20 protein-coding genes are annotated in these 15,123 nt (G+C 72.0%); 14 read left to right on the forward strand and 6 right to left on the reverse strand.

Going from position 1 to position 15,123, the window contains the following annotated elements:
• Positions 1-88 precede the first annotated feature (88 nt).
• The 6 genes from AOM00_RS10420 (at position 89) to AOM00_RS10445 (ending at position 5,222) form a co-directional block, all read left to right on the forward strand.
• On the forward strand, positions 89-1,381 hold the full coding sequence (locus tag AOM00_RS10420; protein WP_062517723.1) for an adenylosuccinate synthase: 1,293 nt from the start codon (positions 89-91) through the stop codon (positions 1,379-1,381).
• 245 nt (positions 1,382-1,626) lie between these two features.
• Positions 1,627-2,139 (forward strand): hypothetical protein, encoded by a 513-nt coding sequence (locus AOM00_RS10425; RefSeq protein WP_156159123.1) that lies wholly within the window; start codon positions 1,627-1,629, stop codon positions 2,137-2,139.
• A 101-nt stretch (positions 2,140-2,240) separates the two neighbouring features.
• Positions 2,241-2,471 (forward strand): hypothetical protein, encoded by a 231-nt coding sequence (locus AOM00_RS10430; RefSeq protein WP_156159124.1) that lies wholly within the window; start codon positions 2,241-2,243, stop codon positions 2,469-2,471.
• Positions 2,472-2,497: 26 nt separating this feature from the next.
• The gene (purD, locus tag AOM00_RS10435) at positions 2,498-3,796 is read left to right on the forward strand and encodes a phosphoribosylamine--glycine ligase (RefSeq protein WP_062517726.1); all 1,299 of its coding nucleotides are present in this window, start codon (positions 2,498-2,500) and stop codon (positions 3,794-3,796) included.
• Positions 3,796-4,692, forward strand: coding sequence for a phosphoribosylaminoimidazolesuccinocarboxamide synthase (locus AOM00_RS10440; protein ID WP_062517727.1), 897 nt, complete (start codon positions 3,796-3,798; stop codon positions 4,690-4,692). Before purD ends, AOM00_RS10440 begins: the two co-directional genes overlap by 1 nt.
• 65 nt (positions 4,693-4,757) lie before the next feature.
• Complete coding sequence (locus tag AOM00_RS10445) at positions 4,758-5,222, forward strand: hypothetical protein (RefSeq protein WP_156159125.1); 465 nt, start codon at positions 4,758-4,760, stop codon at positions 5,220-5,222.
• A 3-nt stretch (positions 5,223-5,225) separates the two neighbouring features.
• Here the strand turns inward: AOM00_RS10445 and AOM00_RS10450 are convergent, their stop codons facing one another.
• Complete coding sequence (locus AOM00_RS10450; RefSeq protein ID WP_062517729.1) at positions 5,226-5,933, reverse strand: trimeric intracellular cation channel family protein; 708 nt, start codon at positions 5,931-5,933, stop codon at positions 5,226-5,228.
• A gap of 87 nt (positions 5,934-6,020) precedes the next feature.
• Between AOM00_RS10450 and AOM00_RS10455 the strand changes: the two genes are divergently transcribed.
• The 5 genes from AOM00_RS10455 to AOM00_RS10475 all read left to right on the forward strand — a co-directional run bounded on the left by AOM00_RS10455 (position 6,021) and on the right by AOM00_RS10475 (position 8,576).
• A complete protein-coding gene (locus tag AOM00_RS10455; protein WP_156159126.1) occupies positions 6,021-6,476 on the forward strand; it encodes a septum formation family protein in 456 nt (151 codons plus the stop codon).
• 39 nt (positions 6,477-6,515) lie between these two features.
• The gene (gene purS / locus AOM00_RS10460) at positions 6,516-6,818 is read left to right on the forward strand and encodes a phosphoribosylformylglycinamidine synthase subunit PurS (RefSeq protein ID WP_062517731.1); all 303 of its coding nucleotides are present in this window, start codon (positions 6,516-6,518) and stop codon (positions 6,816-6,818) included.
• Positions 6,815-7,519, forward strand: a complete 705-nt coding sequence (gene purQ, locus AOM00_RS10465) for a phosphoribosylformylglycinamidine synthase subunit PurQ (protein WP_228373472.1) — start codon at positions 6,815-6,817, stop codon at positions 7,517-7,519. Before purS ends, purQ begins: the two co-directional genes overlap by 4 nt.
• A gap of 92 nt (positions 7,520-7,611) precedes the next feature.
• On the forward strand, positions 7,612-8,277 hold the full coding sequence (locus AOM00_RS10470; protein ID WP_062517733.1) for a nucleoside/nucleotide kinase family protein: 666 nt from the start codon (positions 7,612-7,614) through the stop codon (positions 8,275-8,277).
• Positions 8,274-8,576: an antibiotic biosynthesis monooxygenase family protein gene (locus tag AOM00_RS10475; protein WP_062517734.1), complete on the forward strand. Its 303-nt coding sequence runs from the start codon at positions 8,274-8,276 to the stop codon at positions 8,574-8,576. Before AOM00_RS10470 ends, AOM00_RS10475 begins: the two co-directional genes overlap by 4 nt.
• A gap of 46 nt (positions 8,577-8,622) precedes the next feature.
• Here the strand turns inward: AOM00_RS10475 and AOM00_RS10480 are convergent, their stop codons facing one another.
• The 3 genes from AOM00_RS10480 to AOM00_RS10490 form a co-directional block, all read right to left on the reverse strand.
• On the reverse strand, positions 8,623-8,973 hold the full coding sequence (locus AOM00_RS10480; RefSeq protein ID WP_062517735.1) for a hypothetical protein: 351 nt from the start codon (positions 8,971-8,973) through the stop codon (positions 8,623-8,625).
• A 47-nt stretch (positions 8,974-9,020) separates the two neighbouring features.
• On the reverse strand, positions 9,021-9,323 hold the full coding sequence (locus tag AOM00_RS10485) for a YciI family protein (RefSeq protein WP_062517736.1): 303 nt from the start codon (positions 9,321-9,323) through the stop codon (positions 9,021-9,023).
• Positions 9,324-9,452: 129 nt separating this feature from the next.
• The gene (locus AOM00_RS10490; RefSeq protein ID WP_062517737.1) at positions 9,453-10,490 is read right to left on the reverse strand and encodes an LLM class flavin-dependent oxidoreductase; all 1,038 of its coding nucleotides are present in this window, start codon (positions 10,488-10,490) and stop codon (positions 9,453-9,455) included.
• 132 nt (positions 10,491-10,622) lie between these two features.
• Between AOM00_RS10490 and AOM00_RS10495 the strand changes: the two genes are divergently transcribed.
• Complete coding sequence (locus tag AOM00_RS10495; RefSeq protein ID WP_062517738.1) at positions 10,623-11,603, forward strand: GNAT family N-acetyltransferase; 981 nt, start codon at positions 10,623-10,625, stop codon at positions 11,601-11,603.
• 4 nt (positions 11,604-11,607) lie between these two features.
• The gene (locus AOM00_RS10500; RefSeq protein ID WP_062517739.1) at positions 11,608-13,257 is read left to right on the forward strand and encodes an amidohydrolase; all 1,650 of its coding nucleotides are present in this window, start codon (positions 11,608-11,610) and stop codon (positions 13,255-13,257) included.
• On the opposite strand, the gene AOM00_RS10505 is transcribed toward AOM00_RS10500, so the two are convergent.
• Both AOM00_RS10505 and AOM00_RS10510 read right to left on the reverse strand, forming a co-directional pair.
• On the reverse strand, positions 13,254-13,823 hold the full coding sequence (locus tag AOM00_RS10505) for a hypothetical protein (RefSeq protein WP_062517740.1): 570 nt from the start codon (positions 13,821-13,823) through the stop codon (positions 13,254-13,256). The two genes, AOM00_RS10500 and AOM00_RS10505, sit on opposite strands and share 4 nt — an antisense overlap.
• 82 nt (positions 13,824-13,905) lie before the next feature.
• A complete protein-coding gene (locus tag AOM00_RS10510) occupies positions 13,906-14,607 on the reverse strand; it encodes an aspartate/glutamate racemase family protein (RefSeq protein ID WP_062517741.1) in 702 nt (233 codons plus the stop codon).
• An 87-nt stretch (positions 14,608-14,694) separates the two neighbouring features.
• On the opposite strand from AOM00_RS10510, the gene AOM00_RS10515 reads away from it, so the two are divergent.
• Positions 14,695-15,114, forward strand: a complete 420-nt coding sequence (locus AOM00_RS10515; protein WP_062517742.1) for a heavy metal-responsive transcriptional regulator — start codon at positions 14,695-14,697, stop codon at positions 15,112-15,114.
• Positions 15,115-15,123: the final 9 nt, after the last annotated feature.

Genomic DNA, 15,123 nt, shown 5'->3' on the forward strand with positions numbered 1-15,123 from the left:
CGTCCGTGGCCGATAGGCTTTGGTGGGCGCCGCGCGCCCTGCCAGCAAGGAAAGTCCCGGGACGCACCTGGGCGAAGGGGAGGGCACGATGCCCGGAGCAGTGATCGTCGGAGCCCAGTGGGGCGACGAGGGCAAGGGCAAGGCGACCGATCTTCTCGGTTCGCGCGTCGACTACGTGGTGAAGTTCAACGGCGGCAACAACGCCGGCCACACGGTGGTCATCGGCGACCAGAAGTTCGCTCTCCACCTGCTCCCGTCCGGCATCCTCACGCCCGGATGCACGCCTGTGATCGGCAACGGCGTGGTCATCGACCTGCGCGTGCTGTTCCAGGAGCTCGACGCGCTGAACGAGCGCGGCGTCGACACGTCGGACCTGCTCGTGTCCAACGCCGCGCACCTCATCGCGCCCTACGCGCGCACGCTCGACAACGTCACGGAGCGCTTCCTGGGCAAGCGCAAGATCGGCACCACCGGTCGCGGCATCGGCCCCGCGTACGCCGACAAGATCAACCGCCTGGGCATCCGCGTGGGCGACCTGTTCGACGAGACGGTCCTGCGGGACAAGATCGAGGGCGCGCTGGTCGCGAAGAACCACCTGCTGGTCAAGGTCTACAACCGCCGGGCGATCACGGTCGACGAGGTCGCCGAGGAGCTGCTCGCGTACCGCGACCGCCTCGAGCCGCACGTCACGGACACCTCGCTGGTGCTCAACAACGCGCTCGACGAGGGTCAGAACGTCCTGTTCGAGGGCGGCCAGGCGACCATGCTCGACGTGGACCACGGCACCTACCCGTTCGTGACCTCGTCCTCCGCGACCGCGGGTGGCGCGTGCACCGGCTCGGGCGTGGGTCCCACCCGCATCGACTCCGTCATCGGCATCGCGAAGGCCTACACGACCCGTGTGGGCGAGGGCCCCATGCCCACCGAGCTGCTCGACGAGTGGGGCGACCGCCTCCGCGACGTGGGCCACGAGTTCGGCACCACCACCGGCCGTCCGCGCCGTTGCGGCTGGTACGACGCGGTCATCACGCGCTACGCCTCGCGCATCAACGGGCTCACCGACATCGTGCTCACCAAGCTCGACGTGCTCACGGGCATCGAGGAGATCCCGGTCTGCGTCGCCTACGACGTCGACGGGGTGCGCCACCAGGACCTGCCGCTCGACCAGGCGGCCTTCGCCGCCGCGACGCCCGTCTACGAGAACTTCCCCGGGTGGACCGAGGACATCTCGGGCTGCCGCGAGTTCTCGGATCTGCCCAAGAACGCCCAGGACTACGTCAAGGCGATCGAGGCGCTGTCGGGCTGCCGCATCTCGACCATCGGTGTGGGCCCGGGTCGCGACGAGATCATCCAGATCAACGACCTCCTGCACGCGCGCTGACCCCCGCCTCCGCCTCCACCCCTCCCACCACGCCGCCGCCTTCACGTCTCCGTTCCGCAAGTGGTGGACCTTGGTCGGTTCCTGGAGGTTCGTGCGCCGCAGCGGTAGGTGAGCGTCGCTCGAGCCCCGCTGAAGGCTCCCCTTGCATAAGGCGCAAAACGGGCATAGCGTCACATCCGGGACCGAGGAATCCCGGCGGAGCTTCAGAGGGGGGCGCCGCGCATTCACACTGAGGGGCTTCAATGATGAAGAAGATTCTTGCGACCCTGTTCGCCGGTGCGCTGCTCGTGGTCGGGACCGCTGGGGGAGCGTCGGCGTACGACCCCTACCCGGTCGATCCCGAGAACTACACCGCCGAGACCGGCTGGGGCGCCGGCTGCGGCTTCACCGGTGCGAACTGGGCGATGTACTTCACCGACGGCTGCACCAAGATCATCGCCGGCAACCCGAAGAAGTCGGAGAACAACGTCGGCTCCATCGAGATCAAGCCGAACGGCGACGGCACCGTGACGGTGGTCGTCGACCTCAACGAGGCGAAGGCGGCGTTCGCGGACCCGCTCAAGCTGCACATCCTGTACTCGGACACCGCGCCGACCGTGAAGAACCCGGCCCCGGGACAGTTCCCCATCAACGTCGAGAAGCTGGTCGAGGGCGTCGACTACAAGTTCTACGACAACGTGTGGCAGCGGGTCGAGGTCTACAACGTCCCCGAGTCGAACTACTACGCGGTCCACGCGGACCTGCTGGTCAAGAACTAGCCGCCGCTCAGCACCGTTCGAGGGCCGCGTCCATCCGGGCGCGGCCCTCGCGCGCCGCCCGCATCTCCCTGCGGCGATGCTCCGCCGCTAGGCTCGCGCCCATGAGGGCCGGAGAGCGGCGGTCTCGGGTGGCGCGTGCGGTGCCGATCGTGCTGCTCGGTGCCGTGCTCGCCGCCGGCGCGTGGTGGATCCTCGTCCCCCACGGGTCGGGGGTCGAACGTGAGATCGCCGAGCGGTACCTCGACCTGGACGCCGCGTACGACTACCGCTACGCGACCGTCTCGGCCACAGAGGACGGCGTCCGCCTCCGCATCGGCCTGATCGAGGGCTGAGCCCGGCACCGCCTAGACTCGCCTGCGTGATCATCCTCCTGGTCGGCACCGGCGCGCGCGAGCACGCCCTCGCCCGCGCACTGTCCCTCGACCCCGCCGTCACGCAGCTGCACGCGGCGCCAGGCAACCCCGGCATCGCGACGCTCGCCACCGTGGACGGCACCCCGGTCACCCTCCACGGTGTCGATGCCCTCGACCCCGTCGCCGTCGCCTCGCTCGCGGGTGCGGTCAAGGCGGACCTCGTGGTGGTCGGGCCCGAGGCGCCGCTGGTCGCGGGTGTCGCGGACGCCGTGCGCGGCACCGGCATCCCCGTCTTCGGACCCAGCGGCAAGGCCGCGATGCTCGAGGGTTCGAAGGCCTTCGCCAAGGAGGTCATGGCCGCGGCCAACGTGCCGACCGCCGAGCCTCGCGTGTGCCGCACGTCCGCCGAGCTCGAGGACGCGCTCGACACCTTCGGTGCCCCCCACGTGGTGAAGGACGACGGCCTCGCAGCCGGCAAGGGGGTCGTGGTGACCTCCGACCGCAGGTCCGCGGTCGAGCATGGCGAGGCGATCATCGACGCGGGTGGCGTGGTGGTCATCGAGGACTTCCTCGACGGCCCGGAGGTCAGCCTCTTCTGCCTGTGCGACGGCGAGACCGTGGTCCCGCTCCAGCCGGCCCAGGACTTCAAGCGCGCCCTCGACGCGGACCAGGGCCCCAACACGGGCGGCATGGGTGCGTACTCGCCGCTGCCGTGGGCGCCCGCGGACCTGGTCGAGGAGGTGGTCCGCGAGGTCGCGCAGCCCACCGTCGACGAGATGGCCCGGCGCGGCACGCCCTTCATCGGCGTCCTCTACTGCGGGCTCGCGCTCACGTCAAAGGGCACGCGCGTGGTCGAGTTCAACGCGCGCTTCGGCGACCCCGAGACGCAGGTGGTGCTCGCACGCCTCGCGACCCCGCTCGCCGGTGTGCTCCTCGCCGCGGCGCAGGGGCGCCTGAGCGAGATCGCGCCTCTCGCATGGCGGGACGATGCCGCGGTCACCGTGGTGGTCGCGGCGCAGAACTACCCGGACGCCCCGCGCAAGGGCGACCCCATCACCGGCATCGACGAGGCCGAGCAGGTCGAGACCGTGCACGTGCTGCACGCCGGCACCACGCTCGATCACCGCGGCACGCTGCTGTCGAACGGCGGGCGCGTGCTGTCGGTGACGGCGCTCGGCGACAGCCTCGCCGAGGCCCGCGAGCGTGCGTACGCAGGCGTCGACCGCATCGTGCTCCCTGGAAGCCACCACCGCCGAGACATCGCCGCGCGCGCCGCCGCCGGCGAGGACCTTCTGGAGGCCTGATGCCCGGCCACGCCACCCCGCCCACCCACCTCGAGCTCGAGGGCTGGCGCCACGTCTACAGCGGCAAGGTCCGCGACCTCTACGCGCCGGTCGGGGAGCACCCGCGCGGCGACGTGGTGCTCGTGGTGGCCTCCGACCGCATCAGCGCGTACGACTGGGTGCTGCCCACCGAGATCCCCGGCAAGGGTGGCATCCTCACAGGCCTGAGCCTGTGGTGGTTCGACCAGGTGATCGACATCGTCCAGAACCACACCGTCGAGGCGCCGGTGCCGGCGGAGGTCCAGGGGCGCGCGATGGTGTGCAAGCGCCTCGACATGTTCCCCGTCGAGTGCGTCGCTCGCGGCTACCTCACCGGCTCCGGCCTGGTCGAGTACAACGAGAGCGGCACGGTGTGCGGGATCCCGCTGCCTGCGGGGCTGGTGGACGGCTCGCGCCTGCCCGAGCCGATCTTCACCCCGGCCACCAAGGCCGAGGTGGGCGAGCACGACGAGAACGTCGACTTCGACTCCGTGGTCGCGCTCATCGGCCTCGAGGACGCGAGCGCGCTGCGCGACCTCACGCTTGCGCTGTACACGCGCGCCCACGAGATCGCCGCCGCCAAGGGGATCATCCTCGCGGACACCAAGTTCGAGTTCGGCCGCGACGGCTCGGGCGCGATCATCCTCGGCGACGAGGTCCTCACCCCCGACAGCTCCCGCTTCTGGCCGGCGTCTGAATGGGAGCCGGGCCACGCGCAGCCGAGCTACGACAAGCAGTTCGTGCGCGACTGGCTCACCTCGCCCGAGTCCGGGTGGGACAAGAAGTCGGACGTTCCTCCGCCGGCGCTTCCCGACGACGTGGTCGAGCGCACCCGGGGCCGCTACCTCGAGGCCTTCGACCGCCTGGCGAAGCACTGACGGCACCGTCGGGCGCACCGACCCAACGAAACGCCGACGGCATGCGTCCTACCAGCATGGGACGGATGCCGATGGTGGCCATGGTCGCGCTGCTCGGGGCGCTGGTGCTCGGCACGGTGCTCAGCGCGTGCGCGTCGCCCGGCTCGACCTCCGGTGCCGTCGCCCCGATCGCCTACGACGACCGCATCGACCTGGGCGTGCCCGGTGACCTCCTCGAGACCGTGACCGGCGTCGAGGGTTACCCGGCCTGCCGCAACGAGCCGATCACCTACGACGGCACCACGTGGTACCCGTTCCTCCCGGAGAACCTCGCGGACTTCCCCGAGGTGGCGCCGCATCCCACCGCGGGTGGCGGGATCGGCGGAGGGACCGCGCGCATCGTGCTTCCCGCAGTCGTCGCGCCCGGTCCGGGCGACGACGTGGGCACCCTCACGGTGTTCGAGGGCGGCTTCGCCTACTGGATCTCCGACTCGCGCGACCTCGATACGTGGCTGACGGACGTGGAGCTCAGCTACGCCTGGGTGTGCTGACCCCTACGCGTGGCTCTCGGTCTGCAGCTCGCGCTTCTGCACCACCGCCACGGACGGCACGCCCCACCCTCGCCTGAGCGACAGCGTGCGCAGCGCGAGGATGACCAGCAGCGGGACCCAGAACGCCAGCTGGGCGTGGGCGCCGGCCGCCCAGAGCACCCACGAGACGAACGCGCCGCCGAGCGCTGCCGTCGCGTAGAGCTGCCCGTTCCAGAAGACCTCGGGGACCTGCGCCGAGAAGAGATCGCGCAGGATGCCGCCGCCGACGCCGTTGGCGACGCCGACGATCATCGCGGCGACCGGGCTCGCGCCCGCGTCGAGCGCGATGCCGGTGCCGATCACCACGAAGATCGCGAGGCCTGCCGCATCCGAGTACTCGACGATGCGGTGCCGGGCGAGCGCGCCGAGGTCGCGGCGGCGTGCGAAGGGCGCGATGGCGAGCGCGGTCGCGATCGCGACCAGCACCAGCGTGGGGTTCTCGATCCAGAAGACGTCCTGGCGCAGCAGGAGGTCGCGCATCGTCCCGCCGCCCACGGCCACCAGGCTCGCGAGGACCACGGCGCCCACCAGGTCCATGCGGCGGCGGCTGGCCGCGACGGCACCCGAGATCGCGAACGCGACGGTGCCCAGGTACTCGAGCGCGATCCGCAGGGTCCCGAGCGCGTGGGTGAGGATCGCGTCGGGATCGACGGCGGTGATGAGCATGTCCATGGTGCCTCCGTTCGGGCGACCCTCAAGGGTACGGGAGCCCTGGTACCTTGAGCGCGCACCGGAGACGTGGACACCGAGGGGGAACGCATGCGACGTCGCGCGATGGCCGTGGTCGGAGGGACGGCTGTGGCGGCCTCGTTGGGCGGCTGCGCCCTGCTCGGCGCGGAGGCGGTGGAGGAGCTCGAGCTCGCGGTGGGCGAGTGCGTCGACGAGTCGTCGCTGTCGGGGTCCGACGAGGAGGAGCAGCAGGTGGGAAGCCTGCCCCGCGTGGACTGCGCCGGCGAGCACGACGCCGAGGTCTACTACGTCGAGGACCTCACGGACTCGTCGCTTCCCGACGACGTCGCTGACCGCGCCGACCAGATCTGCTACGAGCAGTACGCCGGCTACGTGGGCGTCGCGTTCGAGGACTCGCGGTACTACTACGTCTCGCTGTACCCGAGCTCGTCGACGTGGGCCTACGGCGACCGCCAGATCGCGTGCATGCTCGTCGGCGAGGCGGGCGAGCGGCTCACGGGCTCCCTCAAGGGGGCCGCCGCGTAGCGCGCCTCGGACGGGCACGGCCGCCGGTAGACTTCCGGCATGGCCACGATCCTCGTCCACGTCATGCCCAAGCCCGAGATCCTCGACCCGCAGGGCAAGGCCGTCGGCGCCGCCCTCCCGCGTCTGGGCTTCGAGGGCATCTCGCAGGTCCGTCAGGGCAAGCGCTTCGAGATCACCGTCGACGGTGAGGTCACCGACGAGGTGCTCGCGAACGTCCGCACGGCCGCCGAGACGCTGCTGAGCAACCCCGTGATCGAGGACGTCGTCCAGGTCAAGGTGGTCCGCGAGGGCGGCTGCGGCTGCGGCGGGCACGGCAAGGCCGAGAAGGACCTGCTCGCGTGACCGCGCGCATCGGCGTCGTCACCTTCCCGGGGACGCTCGACGACCGTGACGCCTCGCGTGCGGTGCGCCTCGCCGGTGCCGAGGCGGTGGAGCTGTTCCACGCCGACGCCGACCTCAAGGACGTCGACGCCGTGGTGCTGCCCGGCGGGTTCTCCTACGGCGACTACCTCCGCGCCGGCGCGATCGCGCGCTTCGCGCCCATCATGGAGAAGGTGGTCGACGCCGCGAACGGCGGCATGCCCGTGCTGGGCATCTGCAACGGCTTCCAGGTGCTGACCGAGGTCCACCTGCTGCCCGGCTCGATGATCAAGAACGAGCACCTGCACTTCATCTGCCGCGACCAGACGCTGCGCGTCGAGAACGCGGAGACCTCCTGGACCACCGAGTACCAGGACGGCGAGGAGATCGTCATCCCGCTGAAGAACCAGGACGGCCAGTACGTCGCGGACGACTACACGCTCGACCAGCTCGAGGCCGAGGGCCGCGTCGCGTTCCGCTACGTCGGCTGGAACCCCAACGGCTCGCGCCGCGACATCGCAGGCATCACCAACGAGCGCGGCAACGTGGTGGGCCTCATGCCGCACCCCGAGCACGCGGTCGAGGCGGGCTTCGGTCCGGACTCGCGCGAGGCGGGTCGTACGGGCACCGACGGTCTGGCCTTCTTCACGAGCGCGATCAAGGGCCTGCTCGCGACCGCGTAGTCCGGCGCGTCCCGCCGAAGTGGTAGATGGTTGACGGTTCCGGTGCGTCGCGGCGCCCCCGTGGTGGCACAGTGTCGGTCAGGGAGGGGACGATGCAACGCGCCCAGGCGATCTCGACGCTTGTCGATGCCGTGGCGAGGGCCGCATCGTCCGTCACCCACCCGCTGCGTGTGGGCCTGGACGGCGCGGACGGCGCCGGCAAGACCACGATGCGCCTCGCGCTCGCGGTCCAGCTGCGGTTGCGCGGCGCCGACGTGATCGAGGCGAGCCTCGACGACTTCCATCACGCGCGCGAGCGCCGCTACCGGCAGGGGCGTGACAGCTGGCGCGGCTACACGGACGATGCCTTCGACCTCGAGCGGGTGCGGAACGATCTGCTCGATCCGCTCAGCCCGCACGGGGGCCTGACGTTCCGCACCCGTTCGCGCGACCTCGCCACCGACACCGTGCTCGACGACCCCTGGCTGACCGCACGCCCCGATGCGATCCTGCTGGTCGATGGCGTGATGCTCCAGCGCCCCGAGCTCGCGGGGGCGTTCGACCGCGTGATCTTCCTCGACGCCTCCGAGCGCGAGCGGTACCGGCGCATGGCCCTGCGCGACGGCGCCGACCCGGACCCCGAGGCGCCCTCCAACGTGCGCTACACGCTCGCGCATCGTCACTACCGGGCGTTCTGCCGGCCGGACGAGCGCGCGGACATCCTGGTCGACCATGAGGACGTCGACCGGCCCGTCATCGTGAGAGGAGCCCCCGCATGATCCGCGAGTCCGTGGTGCTGCACGTCCATCCCGGGCGCGAAGCCGAGTACGAGGCGGCGTTCCGGGTCGCCTCCGCGATCATCGCGCGCCAGCCCGGCCACGTCGCCCACACGCTGCACCGCGGGGTCGAGGAGACGTCCGCGTACCTGCTCACGGTCGAGTGGGAGAGCGTCGAGGCGCATGAGGCAGGCTTCCGTGGATCCGCCGACTACCAGGAGTGGCGCCGCCTGCTGCACCCCTTCTACGTCGAGCTGCCGCCCGTGCCGCACTACCGCGAGGTCGACCTCACGCGAGGCTGAGGCGGAACGCCTGCCTCGGGTGGCCCGCCGTGGATCTCGATCCGGGTCACGCGGCGGCCGGTGCGTGACGGCGGTCGCGGCTCCGCAGCAGCACCATCCCGCCCGCGCACAGTGCGAGCGCCAGCGTCATGGCGTTGCCGAGGTACGCGAACCCGGTCGGCGTGACGGTCGCGACGAGCGCCGCGCCGGCCGCCCAGCCCCACCGCGCGTGCCTGACGAGCGCGATCGCGGCCGCCGAGCACGCGAGCCCGATGGCGAGGCAGGCGCCGACGAGGAGCCGCGCGCCCGCATCGGCCTCGCCCCACGCGTCGGCGGTGAACCAGGCCCCGGCGACCGTCAGCGCGGCCGTGGCGAGCACGGCCAGGACCGTCGACGAACGCGCGAGCGAGGCGATCATGCGCGCGACCCTACTCGCGCATCGTGCCCGCTACAAGGCGCCGGGCGCTACGGCCGGACCGGGTCCGCAGCATCGTGGCCGACGACGGTCGCCCACGGCAGGACGCGCCAGCTCGTCGCCACCTCGTGGAGCACGTAGGGGTCGGCGGCGGCGTGCGCCGCGGCGAGCGCGATCGGGTCCTCGCCCGTGAAGATCATGAGCCCCGTGAACGGGCCGTCGCCCGCGGCGCCTCCCAGGATCATCTCTCCGCGGTCGACCGCCGCCCAGGCGTAGGCGAGATGCTCGGCGCGATACGGCAGGCGTGCGGTGAGGTGGTCGTCGCGGAACGTGTACTCGAGAACGGCGTGCATGCGCGGCTCCTCGTCGATGAGCCTCCCCCGCGATCGACTCTACGCGCGCCCCATGCGCCCTGGCGGGACATGGATGTCGTTCTCGGCCAGGATCCTGCACTCATGTCCCGCCAGGGCGAGGGCGCGCCGCTACAGCGCGACGCGCGCGAGGCGGTCGCGCAGCTCGGCGAGCGCCACGAACGTGGTGTGGTTGAAGTCCGCACCCAGCTGGTTGGGGATGGTGACCAGGAGCGTGTCCGCCGTCATGACGGCCTCGTCCTCGCGCAGCTCGCGTTCGAGCTTGTCGAGCCCGCCCACATACGTCTTGCCGAACGTCGACACGGTGTTGTCGATCTCGCCGATCTGGTCGCGGTTGGCGCCCATGAGGTCGCGTTCGAGGTACGGGTGGAAGTACGTGTTGGTGAGGTCGTCGACGATGGGCATCACGCTGCGGGAGACCGAGACACGCGGGTGGCCCTGGTGGCCCGCATCCCGCCATCCCGCGCGGAACGCCTCGATCTGACGCGCCTGGACCACGCCCAGCGGCTCGCCCGTCGCCTCGAGCACCAGGGTCGAGGACATCAGGTGCATGCCCAGCTCGCCCGTGCGCCGCGCCGAGTCGATCCCGCCCGCGCCGTACCAGACACGGTCCGGGAGCCCCGGGCTGTGCGGGGTGAGGGGGAGCAGCTCGCCGGCACGCACGTGCGCGCGAGGACCGGGCTCCGCGATCCCCGCACCCGAGATCGCCTCGCGGAAGGCCTCGATGCGGGCGGCGGCGTCCTCCGCAGGCGAGACCCCCCATGCGAGCGGGTAGCCGAACGTCGCGGGGCCGTCCGCCGCCGGCTCCGGGCTCCCGCGCGAGACCCCGACCTGGAGGCGACCGCCCGAGATCAGGTCCGCCGTCGCGGCCGCCTCGGCCATGTACAGAGGGTTCTCGTAGCGCATGTTGATGACGCCCGTGCCGAGCTCGATCCGGGAGGTGCGCGCGCCCATCGCGGCGAGGAGCGGGAACGGGGAGGACAGGCACTGCTCGAAGTGGTGGACCCGGATCCAGGCGCCGTCGATCCCGGCGTCCTCGGCGGCCTGCGCGAGCTGGACGGTATCCGTCATCGCGTCGGCCGCCGTCCGCACCTTGGAGCCCGGTGCGGCCGACCACCAGCCGAACGACAGGAACCCGACGTTGCGCATGGCCACCTCCCCGTCCGGACACTCCCAACGGATCCGCAAGGGACACGCCGGCGATCTGACCATTTTCCCGCGGTTGCCGCGGCGTGTCGCGGCCAACTCCGTTGGGAGTGTCAGGGGCAATAGCCTGTGCCCATGATCACCATCCGCCGGGTCGAGCCGGACGATGCGGACGCCCACCTCCTCTGGTCCGAGCAGCAGGCGGACCTCGCGGTGCGCTACGACAGCCCCGACCTGGTCCTCGAGACGAGCTTCCCCACGCTCGTGGCCTCTCTCGTGGGCTACGCCGAGGACGGGGAGCCGGTCGCGAGCATCGTGCTGCGCTGGTCGCCCTACCCGACGGGCGCCGGCTCGCTCGAGCTCAAGCGCCTGTGGGTGCGGCCCGCGCATCGTGGGCACGGCCACTCCAAGGTCATGATGGGTGCGGCCGAGGCGATCGCGCGCAAGGCCGGCGCCACCCGCATCGTGCTCGAGACCGGGACGGAGCAGCCCGAGGCGCTCGGCCTCTACGACCGCCTGGGCTACTCGCGCATCGACAACTACGGCGAGTACAAGGACGAGCCCGACTCGATCTGCTACGGCCTCGACCTCCCCCCGCGGGTGCTGATCGTCACGGGCACGCTCGGGGCGGGCAAGACCGCGGTGGGCGGCGCGATCCACGAGCTGCTCGCGGAACGCGGCGCCCGGACGGCGTTCCTCGACGCCGATGCGCTGACCCAGTCCTATCCGGCGGCGCCCCACGATCCCACCAACGAGGCGCTGCTGCTGCGCTCGCTCGCGCTGCTCGCACCGCTGCACCGCGAGCGGGGGGTGGGGAGCATCGTGCTCGCATGCGCCGTGGAGACGCCGGAGGCGCTCGCGGCTCTGTCGCGGGCGCTCGGGGGAGCGGCCGCGCCCGAGGTGGCGGTGGTGCGCGTCGCTGCGCCGCTCGAGGCGCGGCTGGTGCGGTTCGACCGGCGCCCGGTGTCGGAGCGCTGGCTCGAGTGGGCGCGCGAGCGCACCATCGAGCTCGATGCGCTGCTCGACGCGGTCGGTCTCGAGGACGCGACGGTGGACACAGGCGACCGCGATCCGTTCGACGTGGCCGCCGAGGCGCTCGACGCGGTCGGGTGGTGAGCGGGTGAGCACGCTGCTGATCCGTGGCGGCCGGCTGTGGTCCGACGGTGCCTTCCTCGCTGGTGACGCCGTGCTGGTGGTCGACGGCATCGTGCGCGCGATCGGTGCGGGCGAGGAGCTCGCGGCACGGGACGATGCGGAGGGTGCCCGGGTGGTCGATGCCGCCGGCGGGCTGGTGCATCCGAGCTTCGCGGACGCGCATGTGCACGCGGCGATGGCCGGGATCGAGGCGCTCGGGCTCGATGTGAGCGGCGCTCACGGGGCGGAAGCCTGCCTGGCTCGCGTGGCCGCCTACGCCGCGACGCATGGCGGTCCGTGGATCGTCGGGGGCGGCTGGCACATGTCCGACTACGACGGCGGCACCCCGACCGCCGCAGCGCTCGACGCCGTCACGGGCGACGTCCCCGCCTTCCTGGTCAACGCGGACCACCACGGTGCGTGGGCCAACAGCGCGGCGCTGCGAGCGGCCGGGATCACCGCGGACACCCCGGATCCCGCCGACGGCCGCATCGAGCGCGACGGCGACGGGAACCCGACCGGCACGCTGCACGAGGGAGCGATGGCCCTGGTCGAGCGCCACCTGCCTCCCGTGACCGAGGACGATGCGCGGGCGGGGCTCGCGGAGGCGGCCCGGACGTTGCTGGGCTTCGGGGTGACCGCGTGGCAGGAGGCGATCGTCGGCGAGTACGGCGGACACTCCGACGCGACGCCCGCGTACACCGCGCTGATCGCCGACGGCTCGCTCGCGGCCCGCGTCTCGGGTGCGCTGTGGGTGCCCCGTGACGTCACGCTCGAGAGCGTCCCGGAACTGGTCGCCGACCTGGCGCGACGGCGCGACGCGAACGCGGCGGCGGGCCTCGACACCTCGAGCGCGAAGATCATGGTCGACGGCGTGGCGGAGAACCGCACGGCCGCGATGCATGAGCCGTACCTGGCGCCCGGCTGCGACTGCGGAGCCCCGTCCGAGCACGATGAGCGCGGGCTCGCCTACTTCAGCACCGAGGTGCTCCGAGCCGTCACGTCCGCGCTCGCGGCGGAGGGCTTCGCGCTGCACTTCCATGCGATCGGCGACCGTGCGGTCACCGAGGCTCTCGACGCGGTCGAGGCGATCCCCGAGCGCGACCGGAACCGTCGGCGCCATCACATCGCGCACGTCCAGGTGGTGGACCCGGTCGACGTGCCGCGCTTCGCGGCGCTCGGCGTCACCGTCAACGCTCAGGCCCTGTGGGCGCGCAACGAGGCTCAGATGACCGAGCTCACCACGCCGATCCTCGGCGAGCGCCGAGCGGCGTGGCAGTACCCGTTCGGGTCCTTCCTGCGCGCGGGAGCCGAGCTCGCGATGGGCTCGGACTGGCCCGTCTCGACCCCTGATCCGTGGCAGGCGATCCACACCGCGGTCACCCGTTGCGAGCCCGGGTCGGATGCGCCGCGGCTCAACCCGTCCGAGGCGCTCACGCTCGACGAGGCGCTGCGCGCGTACACCGCGGGCTCCCATGAGCTGCTGGGCCTCGACGGCTCCGGTGTGCTGACGGTCGGCGCGCGAGCGGACCTGTGCATCGCCTCACGCGATCCCTTCGTGGGTGCAGCCGAGGACATCGCGAGCACGCGGACCGTGGTGACGGTGCTCGGCGGCGAGGTGGTCGCTCGCGGCTAGAGATCCTCGTCCTCGTCCACCTCGCACGAGTCGCCCGGCATGATCCGGTAGCCGAGCGTGTCGCGCTCCACCTGGCTGATGATGCCGTTGTCGTAAAGCACCTCGAGGTCCTCGACCGTCGCGGGCTGCTCCGGGTCGACGGGGACGATGCTGAAGATCACCTGGGCGGTGGTCCCGGGCTCGATCACCGCGTCCTCCGGCGCCACCAGCCGGTCCAGCACCTCCTCGGCGCCCTCCCACGAGTCGTCCGCGGGCCAGGACATCGATCCGACCGCCTGGTCGAGCGCGACGCCCTCGAGGTCGATGCCGGCATCGATCGAGGCGACGTTGGTGCCCGAGCCGCGCACCTCGGTGAGCGTGATCGCGCTGTCGCCCTCGTTGGTGAGCATGCTCCCGAAGTACACGGTGGCTCCGGGCGCGGGCGCGAGGGCGCAGATCATCGGCGACCCCTGGTACTCGCCGCCTCGGCCGCCCACGAGCGGCCCGCCCTCGTACGGCGCGCATCCCGCGAGCATGCTGACCAGCGTCACCGCGGCCGCGCCGGCCGCTACGTTGCGTCCCCGCATCGTCCCTGCTCTCCTTCGAGGTCCTGAGCCGACGCTAGCGCGCGGGCGCGCGGCCACGCGCGCCCCCTCTTGTGGGGGCACGTCAGTCGGAGAGCGCGAACCTCACGGCCGCGTCCGCGTGCAGCGCGAGCGCGTCGAGGTAGGGCACCTCGACATCCGCGGCGGTCATCACCATGGGGATCTCCGTGCAGCCCGCGATCACGCCCTGCGCGCCCGCGTCGAGCAGCTCCGCCGTCGCCTCGCGCATGAGCGCGCGCCCCGCATCGTCCACGATGCCGCGTGCGAGACGCTCGTAGATGAGGGCATGCACCTCGGTCAGCCGGGGCTCGGGCGGCACGAGCGCCTCGACGCCGTGCGAGGCGAGCCGCTCGCGGTAGAACGGCATGCGCATGGTGAAGCCCGTGCCCAGCAGCGCGACCCGCTCGAGGCCCGCCGCGCGGGCCGCGCCGGCGACCTCGTCGACGATGTGGATCACGGGCACGCCCGCGGCCTCCTGCACCCGGTCCGCGACCAGGTGCATGGTGTTGGCGCAGATGAGGATCGCCTCCGCGCCGCCGTCGACCAGCCAGCGTGCATCGTCGCCGAACCGGGCCGCCAGGCCGTCCCAGTCGCCCTCGGCCTGCGCGCGCTCGATCGCGCCCCACTCGTAGTGGCGGATCGCGAGGTCCGCGCTGCGCCCGGGGAGCGCGGCGGCCACACCTTCGTGGAGGAGGCGTTCGTACTCGAGGGTCGAGTGCCAGGTGATGCCTCCCAGGAGGCCGATGCGGCGAGGAGCGGTGCGCATGACCCGACGCTACGCGGCACGGCGGGGTCCAGGGAACGGGCCCTTGGCCCCATTCCCGTGGCGCAAACGTTCCTTTACGCTGGAAGCATGCAGATCGGTGAGCTTGCCGCGCGAGGCGGCGTCACGGCCAAGACCGTGCGGTACTACGAGAGCATCGGGCTCCTCGATGCGCCAGAGCGGCGCGCGAACGGCTACCGCGAGTACGGCGAGACGGCGCTCGAGCGCCTGCGGTTCATCCGCGACGCGCAGGCGTCCGGGATGACCCTCGCCGAGACGGGCGACATCCTCCACATGAAGGACCGCGGCGAGAGCACGTGCGCGCACTCCCGCGCCGCGCTCGACCGGCACCTGAGGGACATCGACGCCCAGATCGCGAGCCTGCTCGCGGCGAAGGCCGAGCTCACGTCGCTCGCACGTCGCGCCGACGCGCTCGACCCTGCCGACTGCAACGACCCCAACCGCTGCCAGGTGCTCGCGCTTGACCTTCCAGTCCACGGCAAGGCTTAGCGTGGCGGT

Source organism: Demequina gelatinilytica, assembly GCF_000971115.1.
Classification (GTDB): Bacteria; Actinomycetota; Actinomycetes; order Actinomycetales; family Demequinaceae; genus Demequina; species Demequina gelatinilytica.

Coding starts and splice junctions, on each gene's coding strand:
- AOM00_RS10420 (WP_062517723.1), top strand. CDS start 89: ATGCCCGGAGCAGTGATCGTCGGAGCCCAGTGGGGCGACGAGGGCAAG.
- AOM00_RS10425 (WP_156159123.1), top strand. CDS start 1,627: ATGAAGAAGATTCTTGCGACCCTGTTCGCCGGTGCGCTGCTCGTGGTC.
- AOM00_RS10430 (WP_156159124.1), top strand. CDS start 2,241: ATGAGGGCCGGAGAGCGGCGGTCTCGGGTGGCGCGTGCGGTGCCGATC.
- AOM00_RS10440 (WP_062517727.1), top strand. CDS start 3,796: ATGCCCGGCCACGCCACCCCGCCCACCCACCTCGAGCTCGAGGGCTGG.
- AOM00_RS10445 (WP_156159125.1), top strand. CDS start 4,758: ATGCCGATGGTGGCCATGGTCGCGCTGCTCGGGGCGCTGGTGCTCGGC.
- AOM00_RS10450 (WP_062517729.1), bottom strand. CDS start 5,933: ATGGACATGCTCATCACCGCCGTCGATCCCGACGCGATCCTCACCCAC.
- AOM00_RS10455 (WP_156159126.1), top strand. CDS start 6,021: ATGCGACGTCGCGCGATGGCCGTGGTCGGAGGGACGGCTGTGGCGGCC.
- purS (WP_062517731.1), top strand. CDS start 6,516: ATGGCCACGATCCTCGTCCACGTCATGCCCAAGCCCGAGATCCTCGAC.
- AOM00_RS10470 (WP_062517733.1), top strand. CDS start 7,612: ATGCAACGCGCCCAGGCGATCTCGACGCTTGTCGATGCCGTGGCGAGG.
- AOM00_RS10475 (WP_062517734.1), top strand. CDS start 8,274: ATGATCCGCGAGTCCGTGGTGCTGCACGTCCATCCCGGGCGCGAAGCC.
- AOM00_RS10480 (WP_062517735.1), bottom strand. CDS start 8,973: ATGATCGCCTCGCTCGCGCGTTCGTCGACGGTCCTGGCCGTGCTCGCC.
- AOM00_RS10485 (WP_062517736.1), bottom strand. CDS start 9,323: ATGCACGCCGTTCTCGAGTACACGTTCCGCGACGACCACCTCACCGCA.
- AOM00_RS10490 (WP_062517737.1), bottom strand. CDS start 10,490: ATGCGCAACGTCGGGTTCCTGTCGTTCGGCTGGTGGTCGGCCGCACCG.
- AOM00_RS10495 (WP_062517738.1), top strand. CDS start 10,623: ATGATCACCATCCGCCGGGTCGAGCCGGACGATGCGGACGCCCACCTC.
- AOM00_RS10505 (WP_062517740.1), bottom strand. CDS start 13,823: ATGCGGGGACGCAACGTAGCGGCCGGCGCGGCCGCGGTGACGCTGGTC.
- AOM00_RS10510 (WP_062517741.1), bottom strand. CDS start 14,607: ATGCGCACCGCTCCTCGCCGCATCGGCCTCCTGGGAGGCATCACCTGG.
- AOM00_RS10515 (WP_062517742.1), top strand. CDS start 14,695: ATGCAGATCGGTGAGCTTGCCGCGCGAGGCGGCGTCACGGCCAAGACC.